This window comes from Bradyrhizobium sp. BRP20 (genome assembly GCF_020194215.1).
Classification (GTDB): domain Bacteria; phylum Pseudomonadota; class Alphaproteobacteria; order Rhizobiales; family Xanthobacteraceae; genus Bradyrhizobium; species Bradyrhizobium yuanmingense.
Window position 1 is genome coordinate 456,596 of the sequence record NZ_JADYVY010000003.1, and the last position, 18,325, is coordinate 474,920.

Genomic DNA, 18,325 nt, shown 5'->3' on the forward strand with positions numbered 1-18,325 from the left:
AAAAACAAGGCATACCGCTGATTTTAGCTGCAAGACCTGATTCCGTGGTTGCAAATTATGTCCAAGTGTCGGGTTCTTTTTCGACGCAGATGCCGGCTCGAGCCGAAACAGCGCGCCCTCTAGTAACGTCGTTCGCCCGAGTTGCGCCTTATCGTGGGTTACTTCTGGCTGAAGCTTTCGATGCAATGACCAGAATCATCAATGAGAATGGGTTGCCGACTGCGATGAGATACCTGTTGAAAATGGACTGGAACATCGCGAAGAGAAGTGTGTAGAACGCAAATCGATGAAACGGGCTTGCGCTTCCCTGCTTGCGATAAGATCTGACTAATATGCTCAGGAAGCTGATCAAGATTGCTGCCGTCAGGAAGATACCTGACTCGACCGCAAGGTTGATGTAGGAGCTCTCGACGGGAAAGCCCATGTGGCCGGCAGTTCTCAGGCCGCTACCAATGAATATCTCCCAGCTTCTGCCTGAAATATAGTCAATCCCGCGAGCCCAGATTTCAAACCGTCCTGTGCCTCCCGATTGAAGGCCGCGCTGCTTTGACTCGAGGTCTAGCATCTCGACCGCATAGGCTACGATGGTATCCCAGAAGACGAAGGACAACACGACCAGCGCAGCGCCAATGATAATTAGATAGAACGTCGACCGCTGCCCCCTAAGAATCTCCGTCCACACATATACCGCCAGTGTCAGCACGACAGCCAAGAGCCCGCCGCGAGCCGAAGCAACGAGCATCACGGCGAGGCAGAAGCCTATAATTACCGCGGTAAGCAAATGATTATATCGCCACTTCAGCATGCCAGAATTTGCGGCCATGACGATGAAGCCGCCGTAGTTGAAACCCGCAAGGTTTGGGTGCATTCCAAATGGAGCTTCCCGCAGTTCCCAGCGTTTGAGCTGCCCTGGCATCAAACCAGAAATCAAAGTGTGTCCGAAAACGAACGCCACAAGGATAAGTATGGCTACCGTCGAGACGCGTACGCACATGATCAATTCTTCCGCTGTTGTACGCTGGGCAATGATCATGGCGGACAGGTAGGTCACTAAGAAAATCGTCGTGTGCATCAGCGAATAGCCGTCCTGAGAAAGGGCCGCCGCGGTATAGGACAGAGGCACAGAAATCAGCATGACGGTATCGAACGGCGTGATCTCCACCGCGCGATCGAAAGTGGTGACAAAGAACATGGCGCCGGAGAGGATGAAAAGCGCCACGCCAAGCGCCTGGAAAGCAACCGCATTACTCTCGTCGTTTGAAAACATGAGTACGACGGCGGCTGCGCAAAGAACCAGATGCCGCAGGCCAAAAGGCACTGAGCTGGAGTTGCTTCGGTAGGGCGACGGCCAAACCTTGCGAGAGAAAAAATTCCGCTGCGAAGCAATCGGCGTTAAGTCGGATTCAGTCATGTTCGGCGACAAACGAATGCGGACGAGGTTTTCCATGAAAAAGGTGGTCGAGAATTCTAAGGAGGTACTCGACGCCGGCGCGCTGGGTCAGATGCTTGTCGGCCCATTCGGCTCTGGCCTTTCTGTAAGAGTCGTTTAGCAATCCGTTGTCGATGATGTCGTCAACGGCCCTGGCAACCTCAGCCTCCGAAAGCTTGTTGACGACGCGTCCCCGTGCGGGATCCGCCAAGCACATTGATGCGCCCACTTTATGGGAGGAAACGATAGCCGCGCCGGCCATGAGTGCCTCACTGATGACGGCCCCCCAACCGTCGTCCGTGGTGATGGAGGGGAGCACCAGGATATCCGTATTAGACAGCAAATACGGAACTTCGGCCATCTTGATAGCGCCCAGAAATTGAAGATTTGTATGTTTGCGCTGAGCATCCTCTACGCGAGGGGACCAGGTCCCAAATCCCGCAACATAGAACCTCGCCTTGCTCGTAATCTTGCTGAGGGCGCCCAAGAACAAATGGATACCTTTGAGCTCCTCCAAGCGACCCAGAAATGTAACAACCGGCTCGGCACTCGTCGCCACGCTGAAGCTGGCGTCGGAAACGGCTCGTTTGCTCAAGAAGTAGGCGAATGGGAAAATGCGCGAGCTCGAATAGCCCGTCAGCCTAAACCACCTTGGGCCGTGAGCTCCGATCGCGAGGATGAAGCTCGCGTGTCGACGGAGAGAGGCCTCTGTCAGCCAGGAGTGACCCAGGCGCGCAAGGCCAGATAATCCCTCGAGCACACGAGGTTCGTGTAGAATACCAAACCTGCGTCGATGCTTAACGACGGCTCGTAGTCCGCTTACAATGCATGGGACCCAGCGCATGCCCGAGAAAATGTGGATTGAGTTACTGGGGGAGTTCGCAACAATCTGATCAATCTGTTCGGCGCTTGGGGCGACCAAAATGGGGATTTCGTTCCCAATTTCGACTTGCCAACCCTCACGTTGACGACCGGCGTGGAGGTCCGCTTGGGCGATATAGATTGCGCGCAAAACCCTTGAGTGGCACAGCAACTCTTCGAATAAGGGCAACTTGTGGGGCGATAGTTCCGGCTCCCAAAGGTAAACAGTGTAAGTTGCCGTCATGAATCGCGAGCCAATCCAGAAAGTATAACGTTTCTATGTAGGAGCAGAGCTTTGTGACAGAAAGCAATTGATCGGGTTATCCTTAAGGCGGCCAAGCATCGGATGCCGTCTGTCTCGATTTGTCAGCGAAGGCCGGGGAACGGCTTCGATCCTCTCAACGAAAGCAAAAATCTCTCATCTCACCTTGTATCATGGCCGGGGCGACGGATAAATGGCGGAAACCGTCCTCCGCTGGCGCCAATCGGGATTAGCCTTGTTCGTCTCGGAATTGTTTTTGAATGCGGTCGCCCGTTCTGGAAGGCTTTGCCGGCTTCCGGTAATCAAAGTAACTATATCGTCCCATGGGGAGTGGCGAGGGATTGTCTGGCCGGGCGCTTTTGAGCAGTTTGTGTAGATTCAGAAGCGGGTTGCCGCAGGGAGCGACGAGCGAGATGGCGATCATTGACGCAAAGATTTCAAAGCCCTTGGATGGTGGAGCAAGCTTTTCGTTATCGAACCGCCTGCAGCGGGCGATGTGGAATGTGACCTGGCTATTGCTGGCATCGTGGACGCCGGCACCGATGCATGGATGGAGGCGCGCCTTGCTCCGGCTGTTTGGTGCAAAAATGGGCGCACGCACGGACGTTCGTGGAAGCGCGCGCGTTTGGTATCCTCCGCATCTGACGATGGAAGAAAGGTGCATTTTGGCAGAGGGCGTAAATTGCTATAATATGGCACCGATTACTATTCGATCTGGCACGATCATCTCGCAACGAGCCCATCTTTGCGCCGGAGGGCATGATATTGATGATCCCAATTTTCAGCTTGTGGCCCAACCAATTGTCATCGAGCGAAATTGTTGGGTGGCAGCCGAGGCGTTCGTAGGACCAGGGGTCAGGATGGGCGAGGGTGCAGTTTTGGGAGCTCGTGGCGTGACATTCAAGGACCTTGAACCTCAAATGGTATATGTTGGCAATCCGGCGATGCCAAAGCGCGCCCGCGGTGGGCGTGGCGATCTTGAGTCATAATCTCATGCGGATTCTGTCGGACGCCCGTCCCAAGTTTAGTGTGATCACTGTCACGTTCAATAACGCTTCAGGTCTTTCGAAGACCTTGGAGACGGTTCTCCAGCAAACATACGACAATTTTGAATGGATCGTCGTTGATGGAAAATCCACCGACGGAACGGTTGCTTTGCTGGAGCAGCTGGATAACAAGCGCTTCAAATTCATCTCAGAACAAGATCGAGGAATCTTTGATGCCATGAACAAGGGCATCAAAATGTCGTCTGGAGATTACTGCATTTTTATGAACGCAGGGGACTGCTTCTTTGATGAGTGCGTCCTCGAAAATGTGAGCGATCTCATCAAGGATCGTCGCCCGACGATTGTATATGGCGACGCTTGCGAGACGGACGGGCAGCAGCGATGGCAGAAGCCGGCTCGGGCGCCGAAAGCCAATTTCTACGTGATGTTCACTCATCATCAGGCCATTTTCTACCTGCGGAGTGCGTTAGGTCGCGGATACGATCTCTCATACAGGTTTTCGTCTGACTGGGCGCTAACAACGCGAATGCTAAACGATCCGAATGTGACGACGTTGCAGTACCCTGCCAACGTTTGCTTGTTCGAGAGGGGAGGCGTTTCTCAAGGAGACATTCATCGGCGGCAAATTAACGCGGAGCATTGGCGCATTTACATCGAAGAAAGCAAAATGAACCGGGCCGTGGCAGCCGTCTTGTGGGTTGCAAAAGTGGGTACAAATTCTGTGCGCCGCATTTTCCCGAATTTATACGACGCGCTGCGCTATTCGTGATCTTTGGACAGTTACGGGCATAATGCCCGGGACGGCTTGGTTGCACACAAGAATTTTAGGGAGAAGGCTGGCGCGGCACTCGACGCTCTTGGTGTGGAAGAAGAAGAGGTACGACGAGGGTCCTAGAGTTCGAAGCCGTGCTCTCGTTTGAGCGCTCGTTTGAATTCTTCAATGCCGGGACGGGCAATCAACCTGCATGCCTCAATAATTTTCAGATCGACAAGATATCTGTACCAGAGCGTCTGAAAAAGACCAAATGAAAGACCCGCTGTTCCATCAAGGAGCCCCTAGGCGAAAAAATAGCGGTAAAGAAAGAGCGCTAGTGCGCGATAGAGCAGAGGTGCACGATTGTAGAGTACCTGCTTTTTTCAAGCGCTTCGCCTTCGCCTCTCCCGTTGAGGTTAAGGTGCTGTCTTCCTGAAAGAAGTTGTGCTCCTGGTTTAGGAAGTCGATCATTTCCCTAATTGCATAGCGATTGTGCTTGTCAACCCAGAAGCTGACATCTTTCTTATTGTCGTCGATTAGCGCTCCCGGAGGCTCAGCAATCTCCCCGTGAGAAAGAACGGTGTGCTCATCCATCCACCGGTTTTCGATCCTTCCGAAGTTTGTTCGCCAGATTTTTAGAAGGCGCTGTGGTGACACCCCTCCATGCCGAAGAGTTTTCCGGTGGATGCAAAAAACGCGAGTGACGGCTATCCCCGTGACGGTGCTAGGCAGGCTAGGCAGTTGGATATTGATTGAGTTGGCAAGCTCACGATCGAGGATGGTGTAGTCCTACTCTAGAGCTTTTTCGATATAGGAAATCGTCTTGCCTAGCCCTTCATTTAAGTTCGTTTTTGGCTCCCAACCATCGAGCAGTTTGTACGCGAGATCAATATCCGGCCGACGCTGCTTGGGGTCATCGGGCGGCAAGGGCAGCTTGATAATTTTGCTCTTTGAGTTGGTTAGGTTGATAATCTTCTCCGCCAGCTCAATCATGGTGAACTCACCGGGATTGCCAATATTAATTGGTCCAGTAACCTCATCACCGGTATTCATCATACGGATCATTGCTTCGATCAGGTCGTCAACGTAGCAGAAGCTGCGTGTCTGCAAGCCGTCGCCATAAATGGTTATGTCTTCGCCTTTGAGGGCCTGGACGATAAAGTTGGTCACGACCCTGCCATCTCGCAGGTGCATGCGGGGACCGTACGTATTGAAGATTCGAACAACTTTAATGCGCAACTTGTGCTGCCGGTAATAATCAAAAAAAAGCGTCTCTGCGCAGCGTTTGCCTTCGTCGTAACAGCTTCGTACTCCGATCGGATTTACACGACCCCAGTAGGATTCGACTTGTGGATGAATCTCAGGATCTCCGTAAACCTCGCTCGTCGAGGCTTGGAGAATTTTTGCTCGCAGTCGCTTTGCTAAGCCGAGCATATTTATTGCCCCGTGCACACTTGTCTTTGTAGTTTGAACGGGGTCATGCTGATAGTGCACCGGAGATGCGGGGCAAGCGAGATTATAGATTTCGTCGACCTCAACAAAAAGAGGAAATGTCACATCGTGGCGGAACCATTCGAAACGCGGATGCCCCAGCAGATGCTCGATGTTGCGCTTGGTGCCGGTGAAGACATTATCAACGCAAACGACTTCGTGCCCACCGGCAATGAGGCGGTCGCATAGGTGGCTCCCCAAGAAGCCTGCTCCGCCAGTCACTAGAATACGCTTGAATTGGTCGTATTGGCCTCTAGACATTATTCTGATCTCCACCGCGCTCTAAATGGCGCTCATACATCTTCGCGTCAACGAGCATCCGGAACCACAGAGCTTGAAAGAACGCGAAGTAAAATCCGACTTTGCCATCTAAGAAGCCCAATCGTAGTAAGTAACGATAGAAGAAGTATACAAGGGACCGGAGGCCGCTCGGAAGACTATAGTAAACGCCCTTCACGAATCGTGTCCGCTCTCGCGCATCTCCGGTCAATCTGCCTCGCAGTATCGGGCCGTCTTGTTGTGTTGTCTTCGATAGCTCACTGACCTCCGCATCGCTCCAGCGATTGTGCCGCACGATCCAATCGCCTAAAGATGCCGAGTTCTTATCATGCATCAGACCCGCTAATTTGCCGCACGGCTGATTGCTGACGAAGTGCTGATCATACAGTCTAGCCTCACATTGGCCTGCGCCCGACCGAAATAATCTGAGATGCCACGGATTCACGCCACTAAAGCGAAGCATCTTGCCCATAAAGTAGTCTCGTCGACGCAACATGTACGCATCAAACTTTGGCTTGCCAGAAAGGATCGCTCTGATCTCTTGTACCGCTTGGTCATCGAGAACTTCGTCTGCATCCAAGTGTAGCTGCCAACTGTATGCCGAGACCTGTGCGATGGCCCAGTTTCTCTGGTCGCTATAGTTCGAAAAAGCCCGTTGCGATACGGTGCAACCGCATTCGTCTAATATTGCAGTTGTGTCATCAGTGGAGAAGGAGTCCACAGCGAAGAGGTCTGCGCCGATCTTTTTCGCTTGCTCAACAGTCTCTCGGATGATGGATGCCGAATTGTACGTCAGAAAGACTACGACGCACTGGGGCTTCAATTGGATGGAAACAAAGTTCGTTGCTGCCTGTTCAAGTGTTCCCGGGGTGCTCAAGAGTCTTCCTTAGATTGGAGGCGGCATTTCGATATAATGAGAAGGACGACGCCTTCCTGTCGTGACCGCAGGCCTTCGATTGCGGTGGATCAGAGCAGGTCTGCCCAGCTCAGTAGGCCGTTGGGCGAGCAACAATCATCATAGCTGTCCCTAGTAGGATTTTCATGTCGAGCCAAATGCTCCAATTGTTGATGTACCACAGATCATACCCCACGCGCTTCTGCATCAGATCGAGCGTGCGGGTTTCTCCACGATAACCGTTAACCTGGGCCCAGCCGGTGATGCCGGGCTTGACGTGGTGGCGAAAGGCGTAGTTGCCGATGATCTGCTCATATTCGGTGTTGTGCGCGGCCGCGTGCGGGCGGGGGCCGACCAGCGACATGTCGCCCTTGAGTACGTTGAGGAGCTGCGGCAGCTCGTCGATCGAGGTCTTGCGCAGCCATTTGCCAATCGGTGTGACGCGCGGGTCGTTCTTCTGCGCCTGTACGATGTTCGGGCCGTCCTCGAGCACGCGCATGGTGCGGAATTTGAAGATCCTGAACGCGCGTCCGCCAAAGCCGTGGCGGGTCTGGCGGAAGAACACCGGTCCCGTCGAGGTCAGCTTGATCAGGAGCGCGGTCACCAGCATCATCGGCGCAAACACGAAAAGCGCAAAGCTCGCGCCGACGAGGTCCAGCGCGCGCTTGAACGCGCGTTCGCGCAACGTGAGCGGGGCTCGGCGCAGCTCGGCGGTGAAGGTGTTGCCGGTGCCGGAAAGCGGATAGCGCAGGAAGCGCGCCGTATTGGGGTCCGGCACCAGATGCACCGGGAGGGGGAGGATCTTCAGCGCGTCCAGAATGCTGTCGATCGCGTGCTGCCGGCTCCAGTTGATCAGGAGGAAGACGTGCTCGATCCGCTGCTCGCGCGCGTAATTGATGAGCTCCTCGAAGCGCGGCGCCAGCGAGGACAGCAGCAGGGGCGAAGCCAACTCCTTGGCCGGGATCTCCATCACGCGCATCAGGCGGTAGCCGTGCTGGCCGAGGTCGTCGACCGTGTTGGACGAGGTGGCAAGGCCGAACTCGGCGATCAGCAGTGCCCGCCCGTTGGCGAAGGCGCCGGTGCGCAAGGCATGCGCGGTCCAGCGCGCCGCCACGATCTTCCAGGCCAGCAGGGCGGCAAGGCCGACCAGGTAGAACGAGATCGTGGTGCCGCGGGAGAACTCGTCGCTGACCTTCATCGTGAAGGCGATCGCCAGCAGCGCGCCGAAGAGGCCGGTCCAGGTCGCCAGCGTCATCCGGAACGTGCGGGGCAGGTTGGTGACGGTCTTGAGGCGATAGCCCCGCTGCACGATGGTCAGCAGGACGAAGTTGATGGCCACCAGCACGCTCGCGGCCGCATAGACGTCCGCCTTGCCGAGCACGCCCGCGGTGACGACGTGATAGCCGACCGCGCAGCCGATGCCGCTGACCACGATCAGCGCCGCATCCACCAAAGCCAGCAGCCGTTCGACCACCACAGGTCGCAGCCAGCTCGGCGCAAACCCTGTAGGTGTGGGCGCGACCGGCTCGACAACCCGGATTTCCGTCGCAGAATCAGCGACGGGCACCGGCCGAGTGGAAAGAATTGTCATCCTGCCAAATCCATTGACGCAAAATTCATTAGCCCGAACAAGCCGTGCTATCGGGCAAAATCGCTGTTAGAACAAGGCGAAGGAAAAATTAACCTTACCCCACAAGCGTGCATTGTAGCTCATCCCGCCTCGACTGATATGTTTAATTTCACAAACCGTTAGGAAGTCCTCGTTGCCTCGCACCCTGTCCCGGCGGCGGACCCGGCCGAGAGGGAAGCGCTACCTCGCCATTGGCCTTGCGGCCGTCGCTTTGGTGGGACTCGTGCTTCTCCTTCTTCGTCCCGATGCGGCGCCCCTCCGAGCGCCAACGGCGTCCAGGCCCGTCGCAATCAAGCTCCTCGTTGATGGGCCCTATGGCGCGCGGTTTGCCGGCGAGCTCGCCGCATCCAGGCAGGGATATTTCTCTTCCCGCATCGAGGTGTCGGCTCAGCCCGATCCCGACTTCGTCCAAACCATTGCACGCCAACATGCCATCGGCGTGACGAGCGGCCAAAACTTCCTGCTGGCGAGCTGGCGCGGCGTCCCCGTGACTGCGTTTGCCGCAAGCTTCCTCGACACCTCTGTCGCGATCTTCACGCTCGAAAGCTCCGCCTTGCGACGGCCGGCCGATCTGGTCGGAAAGCGGGTTGGCTACCGCAGGGCGAGTGAGGGAGACGTCGTCTTCGATGCCATGATGGCGCAACTCGGGCTGCCCCGAAGCCAGATCACCAAGGTCCCGGACCGCGACAGCTTCGAAGCCCTGCGGGCCGGGGAGGTGGACGCGATCATCGCCGCCATCGACGACCAGCCGGATCCCACCAGCTCGACCTTCGTGAAGCTGAACGTCATCAAACCGCAAGACTACGGCATCCATGTTCCTGGCCTAGTCTACTTCGCGAGCAATATTCTCGTCCATGAACAGCCATCCATCATTGCCGATGTCCTTCAGGGCCTCATTCGAGGATGGCAATTCACCTACGCGGACTATGCACGGAGCGTGCCCGTTCTCGCGGGCGCCGATCCGGCCAGGTTGAATTCCGAGCGGCTGAAATTCGAGCTGCAGCAGCAGCGCCCGCTGGTGCTGCCGACCGGCGGCCGCATCGGCGACTACGACGAAAGCCGCTGGCGGACGCTCCGGGATATCCTTCTTTTCGCCAAGCTCGGCGAGGAAGACGTGCCCTTGGCTCAGACGGTCAGCTACCAGTTCCTGCGGGATGTTTACCGCCGTTCACCCGACCTCGCGGCTCCACGTGCCTGGAGCCAGGAGAAATAGGACCAAAAATAGGACCAAGAAGCCACACTTGCGCGCCATATCGTTCCAAAAGGCCCTCGGCCGCGCCGGCATCGGTTGCATTTCCGCCGATGGCCTTGGTAAAGTTCGGTTCACTATTTGGGCTAGTCGCGGAGTGGCTTTCCGGACCGTGACGTTGGTCGGCTGGGGTCTGACAAGCGCGGGTCGGGGGATCAATCCGCAGGGGCGAGGAGCTTTTTGGATGTTCAAGACGTTGATGCGAGCAGGTCTTTTGGCTGCAACTGTTACCTTCTGCGCAGCGAGCGGAGCGAGCGCCGCCATGCAGATGCCCGCGCCGGCCGCCCTGCTCACAGGCGAGAGCCAGGTGACACCCGTTACGTTCTGGGCGCAGCCGTACCCGTATCGTTATACGCCGTGGCGCCGCTGCCCATTGGTGCGGGTCGAGACGCCTTATGGCTGGTACATGGATCGCGTTTGCGCGCCTGTCGGTCCGGTCCTGCGTCGGGCGTACTAAGATCCAAGTAAATTGAGCGGCGGCTGCCGCCCGTTACCGATCGTTTTCAAGGCAGTCGCACAAATTGATGCGGCTGCCTTGCTCGTTTTTGTTTCATTGTGTGCTGATCATTTGTGCGCGCAGCGCAGGTTCACCATGAATATCTTTGTCGGACCGGGGCAGGCTGTCGCATGGTGAAGATTGTGTTAGCAGTTCGTCGGGGCTGCATCTGCAGCGTGATTGCATAAAGCGACCGGTCGCCGGATCTCGCCAGGTGGTGCGATCCAGCCAAACGGATGCTGATAGAGGATACGATGACAGGGGCTTCAACCTACGATCTCACGGGCAAACGTGTCTTCGTCGCGGGTCACCGGGGCATGGTGGGATCAGCTGTCGTCCGCCGGCTTGCGTCGGAAAATTGCACCGTGCTCACGGCTGATCGGCGCGAGCTGGATCTGACGAAGGAAGAACCCACGCTCAAATGGCTCGAGACCAATCGCCCGGACGTCGTGGTTCATGCCGCTGCAAAGGTTGGCGGTATCGCAGCCAACAACAATTTCCCGGTCGACTTTCTCTGCGACAACCTTGCGCTGGAATTGAGCGTCATCCGCGCAAGTCACGCGGTTGGTGTTCGGCGCCTGCTGTTCCTCGGCTCGTCCTGCATCTATCCCAAGCACGCCAAGCAGCCGATGGCCGAAAGCGAATTGCTAACAGGACCGCTCGAGCCGACCAACGAGTGGTACGCAATCGCCAAGATCGCTGGCCTCAAGATGTGCCAGGCGTATCGCCGGCAATATGGCGACGATTTCATCTCGGTAATGCCGACCAATCTCTACGGTCGCGGCGACAATTATCATCCGGACCACAGTCACGTCCCCGCAGCGTTGATCCGGCGCTTCCACGAAGCCAGGCTCGCCAATGCACCCAGCGTTTCGGTGTGGGGCACCGGCACGCCGCTGCGCGAATTCCTCAATGTCGATGATTTTGCGGATGCCTGCGTTTTCCTTCTGAAGAACTATTCGAGTGACCAGCCGATCAATGTCGGCACAGGCGACGAATTGTCGATCGCCGAATTCGCGACCACAGTCGCGGAGGTCGTGGGCTACGGGGGCAAGCTCGCGTTCGATACATCCAAGCCTGACGGGACACCACGCAAGCTGCTGGATAGCTCGAGAATCCGAGCGCTTGGTTGGCAGCCGAAAGTTGCCTTGCGGGCCGGCCTTGCAGCGGCCTACGCAGATTATCTTCATGGCTATGGACGTCATCTGGAAGTCGGCGCAACGCGCTGAGTAGACTAGTTAGATTGCTAGAGAGTTTTTTATTCTGAAATTTGAATTGGGGCGGGCTTTATGCGTGTTCTTTTGGTTGGCATCAATTATGCCCCCGATCTGATCGGTGTGGCGAAATACAACGCCGAGCTCTGCGAGAGTCTGGTAGCCGAAGGCCATGAAGTCAGAGTGATTACGGCGCCTCCTTATTACCCCGCCTGGAAGATCCCCCCTGCATTCAAATCCTCGTACTTCAGATCGAGAGATATCAATGGAGTTCGAGTAACGCGTACGCCGATTTATGTGCCCGGACATCCTTCTGGCGTCAGACGGCTGGTTCATCACGCTTCATTCGCGCTCACGAGCTCGGCCCCGGTTCTCCTTCAGGCGCTATCCTGGCGGCCCGACGTCATGATCGCTGTCGCGCCGTCGCTGATGTCGGCAGCCTTCGTCTCTTTCGTCGCTCGTCGCGTCGGCGCCAGATCATGGCTTCACGTGCAGGATTTCGAGGTGGATGCGGCGTTCGATCTTGGTTTGCTGCGCAATCCTTCTCTCCGAAAATGGATGCTTCGAATCGAAGCAGCGATCCTCAAATCGTTCGACAACGTTTCAACCATTTCTCAAGCGATGGTAGAGCGGTTGAGGATCAAGGGAGTGCGGCCCGACAAAACCGCGGAAGTGAGAAACTGGATCGACACCACTGCGATCTGTCCGGGGTCTCGAGCGACCAAATACCGTCAGCAACTGAACCTGGCTGAAGGCGATATCGTTGGACTGTATTCCGGCACGATGTCCAACAAGCAGGGCCTTGAACTCGTGATCGAAGCCGCGATTGGCCTGGAGCGAAGTCATCCGCATATCCACTTCATCCTTGCAGGCGAAGGGCCTCACAAGATGAGGCTCGAGCAGCTTGCAGCCGGGCATCGCAATATGCACTTCCTGGGGCTCCAGCCCAATGACAGCTTCAATCAATTGATGGCCACGGCCGATTTCCATCTGATTCCGCAGAAGGCCGAGGCCGCCGATCTCGTGTTGCCCTCGAAGCTCGGTGCGATCTTCGCATCCGCTCGGCCGGTCATTGCGATGGCCGAAGAAGGCACCGGCCTCGCGGCGGAAGTCACGAATGCGGGCCTCGTGATTCCGCCAGGAGATTCGTCGGCTCTCGAAATCGCAATTTGCCAGCTCAGCGACGCGCCCAGCCTGCGTGAGCACTACGGCGAAGAAGGAAGAAGGCGAGCTCTTGATCGCTGGGATCGACGCACGATCGTCGGCCGGTGGTCGGAGGCCATGACAGGGCAGGGCAATGCGACAGGGCAGACGCGTGCCAGCCCGACGGGCAGCGCCAACGACATTGGGCTTCCTGTGGAGGATGCCGTTCGGTCGCCCTGAGGCATTCGACAGCAATTGGATACGGTCCGAAAAGGATGAGCGCCGCAATGGGCGCTCATTTTTTTGCTTGTTGCTTGATAGCCGATCTATGAGAACTACTCGTGGCGCGGATAATATCTAAACCCATGCTGCTTGATGAGCTCGTCGCGCTTTGCGGACTCAAGATCTTCCTTCATCATTTCTCGGACCAGGCTTTCGAACGACGTCTTGGGCTCCCAGCCGAGTTTCTGCTTGGCCTTTGACGGGTCACCAAGAAGCGTCGCGACCTCAGTGGGGCGGAAATAGCGGGGATCGACCGAAACGACGCATTTGCCGGTCTTGGCGTCATATCCCTTTTCTTCGACGCCGTTTCCTTCCCAGCGGACCGTCATGCCCACTTCGTTGGCAGCGACATTGACAAAATCTCGGACCGAATGTTGCACGCCAGTAGCGATTACGAAATCCTCGGGCTTGTCCTGCTGCAGCATCAGCCATTGCATTTCGACGTAGTCGCGCGCGTGTCCCCAATCGCGCAAGGCATCCAGATTACCCAGATAGAGCCTTTCCTGCAGTCCGAGATGGATCCGCGCCAAAGCGCGGGTGATCTTTCGAGTCACGAAGGTCTCGCCGCGGACCGGAGATTCGTGGTTGAAGAGGATGCCGTTGCAGGCATACATGCCATAGGCTTCGCGGTAATTGACCGTGATCCAGTAGGCATACAGCTTGGCGACGGCGTAAGGTGAGCGCGGATAGAACGGCGTCGTCTCCTTTTGCGGGATCTCCTGGACCAATCCGTAAAGCTCGGATGTTGACGCTTGATAGAAGCGCGCCTTCCTCTCCAAGCCGGTAATACGCATGGCCTCGAGGATGCGCAGGGTGCCCAGAGCGTCGGAATTCGCCGTGTACTCCGGCTCTTCGAACGAAACGGCAACGTGGCTCTGCGCCGCGAGATTGTAGATTTCGTCTGGCTGCACCTGGCCAACGATGCGGATCAGGCTCGAAGAATCCGTTAGATCGCCGTAGTGAAGCCGGAAGGGCGGATCGGGCTCGTGCGGGTCGAGATAGAGATGATCGATGCGGTCCGTATTGAAGAGGGAGGTCCGGCGCTTGATGCCATGGACCTCGTATCCCTTCTGCAGAAGAAGTTCGGCCAAATAAGCGCCGTCCTGCCCGGTGACGCCGGTAATAAGTGCTCGTTTCTTTGTCATAATAATCTCTAGGTTCGGTAGGCCGTTCGTACTCGAAAACGAAGAGAATAGGGAGATGGGCTGGGTCAAAAAAGCAAGCTTAGATTAACAGCGTTGAGGTCTGCGCAATAGGCAACAGAGTCCTGCTAAGGCTATTTCGAATTTGTGTGCCCAACGGTGAAGTTCTGGCCTTATGAATGTTGTACGATTTGTGAATTGAATTTGGCCTGGAGCTTCAGATCTTGGACAAACGCATAATCCCACTGATCATGTGCGGCGGTGCCGGCACGCGGCTGTGGCCCGCTTCGCGCGAAGTACGCCCCAAGCAGTTCCTGCCGCTGTTCGGCACGCGCTCGACGTTCCAGGACACGCTGCTGCGCGTGTCCGACGCTGCCCTGTTCGACCGGCCGATCGTCGTCACCAACACGTCCTATCGCTTCATGGTGCTGGAGCAGCTTGCCGAGATCGGCATCGAGGCGGACGTGATCCTCGAGCCGATGCGGCGCGATTCCGGCCCTGCGATCGCCGCCGGCGCGGTGTTCGCGCAGAACCGCGCCAGCGAGGCGATCGTGCTCGCGCTCGCCGCCGATCACGTCGTGCAGAATAATGCCGCCTTCGTCGCGGCCTGCCGCGAAGGCCTCACCGCCGCGAATGCCGGACGCATCGTCACGTTCGGCGTCAAGCCGGAGCGGCCGGCCACCGAATATGGCTACATCAATCCGGGTGAGGTGATCGCGGGCGAGGTGCAAGCGGTAGCACGCTTCGTCGAGAAGCCAGATGCGGTGAAGGCCTCCGATTACGTCAATTCCGGCTATCTCTGGAACAGCGGCAACTTCATGTTCCCGGCGAGCGTGCTGCTCGACGAATATCGCAGGGTCGATGCGGCAAGCGTCGAGGCCGTCACCAATGCCGTCAACAATGCCGGCCGCGATCTCGGCTTCGTCACGCTGGAGCCCGAGGCGTTCGGCGCGGCCAAGGCGATCTCGATCGATTATGCGGTGATGGAGAAGACTTCGCGCGCCGCCGTCGTGCCGGTGTCGTGCGGCTGGTCCGACGTCGGCTCCTGGCATGCGGTGTGGGAGCTGTCGGAGAAGGACGCACAGGGCAATGCCGCGCACGGCACCGCCGTGTTCGAGGATTCCCGCAATTGCAACGTCACCACCGATTCCGCGCTGGTCGCACTCGAAGGCGTCGACGATCTCGTCGTGGTCGCGACCGCGGATGCGGTGCTGGTCTCGCGGCAGAAGGATGCCAACGGGCTGAAGCGCCTGGTGACCAAGCTGAAAACGGTGGCGCCGAAAGTCACCGAGGAGCATCTCAAGGTGCACCGGCCCTGGGGCAGCTATCAATCCGTCGATAATGGCGAGCGCCACCAGGTCAAGCGCATCGTGGTGAAGCCGGGCGGGCGGCTGTCGCTGCAGAAGCATCACCATCGTGCCGAGCACTGGATCGTGGTCCGCGGCACGGCGCAGGTCACCGTCAACGAGACGGTGAAGACGGTGCACGAGAACGAGTCGATCTACATCCCGATGGGGGCCGTCCACCGGATGGAGAATCCGGGCAAGATCCAGCTGGAGCTGATCGAGGTCCAGACCGGCTCCTATCTCGGGGAAGACGACATCATCCGGATTGAAGACGATTACCAAAGAACCTAAGCAACACCCGAAGTGCGCATTGCGATGATCGGGCCGGAGTAGTATGTGAGTCTGATGTCCCGGGACTGTTTGCGGATTTCGGTCAGTACGTGATCTGCGTCCACAAGGACGAGGAGATCGCGGCGATCCCGATCTGCTAACATGGGGCTCGACGAGCTGGTGGCGAACACTGTCAAAGCTAAGCGGCTTAACCATTGACCTGACTAAGCCGACCGCCGCGACCGATGCCGTTTTCATCGCGGTCGGCACGCTCTCCCGATAGCGCAGCCTCACACCGGCGACCGTGATGGTAACGAGACCGACGGTGCCGGTCGGCACCGGACCAGGCGCTCCCAAAGTTCGTGCGTGATTGATAGGAAAAAGTCAACGGTTGATTGCGGCCAACAACTTCTCCGAGAGTGGAGTTGACGCACTGGAGGATGCTTTGCCGCTTCCTCCGGGAGTTTAGCTTGTCTGCATAATCTCATGGAGGGAGATCAGTCGATCTGAGCTACGTACTTTAGTAAAATTGCTCCGACGTGGCACTTTGAGGCGAATGAGTTGAAATGGGATGGATATATCAGCCGCGAGGGACAACGCCCATTGATCGCCATGCCGATTGCGTCGTAGATCGGAGCGGGCTGGAGGCGAGCCGAAGGAACGGCTGATGCCAACTACTCTCCAAGAACAATTGGACCAGGTCGAACGCGACATAAAGTTATACATGGAGTTTGATGCAAACGAGAAAGATCGTTTCAATCGCGAGTCTCACTTGTGGACTGCAGAGGATCGCATCGAGTGGCAGGAGATACAATCTGACAATGCTCAAAGACTCCGAGAACTGCTCGAGGAGCGTGACCATTTGCGCAGCCGGTTGGGCCTATGAAACGACAGTAAGATGATTGCCGTAGATCGCAAGCGCGAAAGATCGCAGCTACTTCGACATTTCCCTCAAAAGCTCAAATGCTCGGCTCGAAACTATCAGTTCGCCGAGACTGAAGAAGCGTCTATGACCGCGTTTCGCTCTCCTGGCAATTTGCTTAGCGACCGCGCCGTAACATGCATTCCCAATAGCGGAACCATCTGTTTGGACATGCTGAAACCCAATTGTTTTCATGACAGAAGCAATCCGCGCTCGGGCGATATGGGAGATTTGTAACCGCAAATGATCGCGGGCGAGTTCTTCGTCAAAAAACCGCAGTGCGGGGTCATCATTTATGCTGCCATCCGCAGCAGCTTGAGTTGATGCTGTAGCGGCGATTGTTTCATCTCCGAATCGAAAAGCGCTTCGTCCCTTGACGGCAACACGAAGGGTATCGATGTCGCGACCAATGTTTCGGTCCCTGAAGTAGAAAACCGAAGTTGGGATAGTCGCCAAGTTGTACAGCCGCGAGCGTAAATTGCTGGCTCGTACTAAGATCATAGGACGACACCACGTCGACCAAGCGTTGGCGTCGGGGTCATCAGTTTATCGACCAAAAGTCGAGCCCGTCCGCTCCTCAGGGAGCTTCGGCGCCCCTTCAAGTAGAGGCTTATCCGAACCTTTGACTTGGACGACGCCGAGAGCCAAGCCGAGCGGTTGAAAGGCCAAGCTGATAGAGCCGCCGCCGCACGGCGTTTTCAGTTCGGCAGAGGGTTGCGGCGATTTCTAGGATGGACTGGCCATTGATGATTGCCGATCTCAGCGCGCTATCATCTTCGGGCGTCCACGTGCGACTTGAGTTTACGCTATTCATAACCGGGAATGTCTTTTTTGGTCCAAAGCGCGCAGCCAACCACAGCCTGAAATGACTGTCCACTCCCTCATCCCTTTCGGTGCGCAGTCGTTATGCGAGCAAGAGGGAGGGCTGCTTGTTACGGGTGGTGGCGTGGTGTCTGGACCACCGCCGAGGAGATGGTTCAATTTTGTGCGTCGAGCGCCTACTATATCGCGTGGCCTCTTCGGGGAGCGGATGCATACTATCGGAGTTGAAGATGCCTTCTCGACCCCGACGTCGGGTCTCACGCTGCCTCGATTTAATCGCTTAATTCCGTTAATTGACCGCGGGCGCGCATAGTCACGGAAAATACTTAGGTGTCGATTGACAGAAGAGAGGTTTGAAGTGCTAGACGCGCTTCGTGGCTTCGCCGCCATTGGCGTCCTGTTTTTTCACCTTTCATCGTCGGTGCGCCGCAGTTGGCACCTCATGGCTATCTGGCGGTGGATTTCTTCTTCATGCTTAGCGGGTTCGTGCTTTCGCACTCGTATGCGATGCGTCTTCAGTCTCGCAGGCTAACAGTTGCCAAATTCCTACAAATTCGCATGAAGAGGTTATTGCCGCTTGGTTTGTTGGGAGCTCTTGTTGGGAACAGGGCATTTCTTCCTCCGATTGGCCCTTCAGAAACATTCGCAATACGCCTTTCTGACATCCTCGGCGGGACGGCCTTCAACGCGGCTTTGCTGCCTAACATTACAGTTGCATCTTCCTGAAGGTTCTGAATCCATGGGCGACCATGATTCGGGATCTGATGATTGGTGGCGCGTCAGTTGAAGATACGCTGACGCTGTGGGCTTCGGCGTTGCGAGATATCAAGC

15 protein-coding genes are annotated in these 18,325 nt (G+C 56.7%); 7 read left to right on the forward strand and 8 right to left on the reverse strand.

Annotation, left to right across the window (positions count from 1 at the left end):
• Positions 1 to 148: 148 nt before the first annotated feature.
• Complete coding sequence (locus I6F33_RS11145; RefSeq protein ID WP_225142460.1) at positions 149 to 1,447, reverse strand: O-antigen ligase; 1,299 nt, start codon at positions 1,445 to 1,447, stop codon at positions 149 to 151.
• On the reverse strand, positions 1,404 to 2,024 hold the full coding sequence (locus I6F33_RS11150) for a glycosyltransferase family 4 protein (RefSeq protein ID WP_225142462.1): 621 nt from the start codon (positions 2,022 to 2,024) through the stop codon (positions 1,404 to 1,406). The genes I6F33_RS11145 and I6F33_RS11150 overlap by 44 nt, the downstream gene beginning before the upstream one ends.
• Before the next feature lie 941 nt (positions 2,025 to 2,965).
• On the opposite strand from I6F33_RS11150, the gene I6F33_RS11155 reads away from it, so the two are divergent.
• Entirely contained in the window at positions 2,966 to 3,541 is a 576-nt protein-coding gene (locus I6F33_RS11155) for a putative colanic acid biosynthesis acetyltransferase (protein ID WP_225128209.1), read from the forward strand.
• Between the two features lie 4 nt (positions 3,542 to 3,545).
• On the forward strand, positions 3,546 to 4,328 hold the full coding sequence (locus tag I6F33_RS11160; RefSeq protein WP_225128208.1) for a glycosyltransferase family 2 protein: 783 nt from the start codon (positions 3,546 to 3,548) through the stop codon (positions 4,326 to 4,328).
• Between the two features lie 276 nt (positions 4,329 to 4,604).
• Here I6F33_RS11160 and I6F33_RS11165 read toward each other — a convergent pair whose 3' ends face one another.
• The 4 genes from I6F33_RS11165 to I6F33_RS11180 form a co-directional block, all read right to left on the reverse strand.
• Positions 4,605 to 4,907, reverse strand: coding sequence for a hypothetical protein (locus I6F33_RS11165; protein WP_225142464.1), 303 nt, complete (start codon positions 4,905 to 4,907; stop codon positions 4,605 to 4,607).
• 195 nt (positions 4,908 to 5,102) lie between these two features.
• Positions 5,103 to 6,065: a UDP-glucuronic acid decarboxylase family protein gene (locus I6F33_RS11170; RefSeq protein ID WP_225128206.1), complete on the reverse strand. Its 963-nt coding sequence runs from the start codon at positions 6,063 to 6,065 to the stop codon at positions 5,103 to 5,105.
• Entirely contained in the window at positions 6,058 to 6,960 is a 903-nt protein-coding gene (locus I6F33_RS11175; RefSeq protein ID WP_225128205.1) for a glycosyltransferase family 2 protein, read from the reverse strand. The genes I6F33_RS11170 and I6F33_RS11175 overlap by 8 nt, the downstream gene beginning before the upstream one ends.
• Before the next feature lie 109 nt (positions 6,961 to 7,069).
• On the reverse strand, positions 7,070 to 8,569 hold the full coding sequence (locus I6F33_RS11180) for an undecaprenyl-phosphate glucose phosphotransferase (protein WP_225142466.1): 1,500 nt from the start codon (positions 8,567 to 8,569) through the stop codon (positions 7,070 to 7,072).
• Between the two features lie 172 nt (positions 8,570 to 8,741).
• Here I6F33_RS11180 and I6F33_RS11185 point away from each other — a divergent pair, with 172 nt between their 5' ends.
• From I6F33_RS11185 to I6F33_RS11200, 4 genes are all read left to right on the forward strand, one after another.
• Entirely contained in the window at positions 8,742 to 9,821 is a 1,080-nt protein-coding gene (locus tag I6F33_RS11185) for an ABC transporter substrate-binding protein (RefSeq protein WP_225142468.1), read from the forward strand.
• Between the two features lie 220 nt (positions 9,822 to 10,041).
• Positions 10,042 to 10,314: a hypothetical protein gene (locus I6F33_RS11190; RefSeq protein WP_225128200.1), complete on the forward strand. Its 273-nt coding sequence runs from the start codon at positions 10,042 to 10,044 to the stop codon at positions 10,312 to 10,314.
• A gap of 293 nt (positions 10,315 to 10,607) precedes the next feature.
• Complete coding sequence (locus I6F33_RS11195; protein ID WP_225128198.1) at positions 10,608 to 11,582, forward strand: GDP-L-fucose synthase; 975 nt, start codon at positions 10,608 to 10,610, stop codon at positions 11,580 to 11,582.
• A 60-nt stretch (positions 11,583 to 11,642) separates the two neighbouring features.
• A complete protein-coding gene (locus I6F33_RS11200; RefSeq protein ID WP_225142470.1) occupies positions 11,643 to 12,950 on the forward strand; it encodes a WcaI family glycosyltransferase in 1,308 nt (435 codons plus the stop codon).
• 95 nt (positions 12,951 to 13,045) lie between these two features.
• Here the strand turns inward: I6F33_RS11200 and gmd are convergent, their stop codons facing one another.
• Positions 13,046 to 14,137, reverse strand: coding sequence for a GDP-mannose 4,6-dehydratase (gene gmd / locus I6F33_RS11205; protein WP_225142472.1), 1,092 nt, complete (start codon positions 14,135 to 14,137; stop codon positions 13,046 to 13,048).
• A 221-nt stretch (positions 14,138 to 14,358) separates the two neighbouring features.
• On the opposite strand from gmd, the gene I6F33_RS11210 reads away from it, so the two are divergent.
• Entirely contained in the window at positions 14,359 to 15,771 is a 1,413-nt protein-coding gene (locus tag I6F33_RS11210; RefSeq protein WP_225142474.1) for a mannose-1-phosphate guanylyltransferase/mannose-6-phosphate isomerase, read from the forward strand.
• Positions 15,772 to 16,684: 913 nt separating this feature from the next.
• On the opposite strand, the gene I6F33_RS11215 is transcribed toward I6F33_RS11210, so the two are convergent.
• A complete protein-coding gene (locus tag I6F33_RS11215) occupies positions 16,685 to 17,128 on the reverse strand; it encodes a hypothetical protein (RefSeq protein ID WP_225142476.1) in 444 nt (147 codons plus the stop codon).
• Positions 17,129 to 18,325: the final 1,197 nt, after the last annotated feature.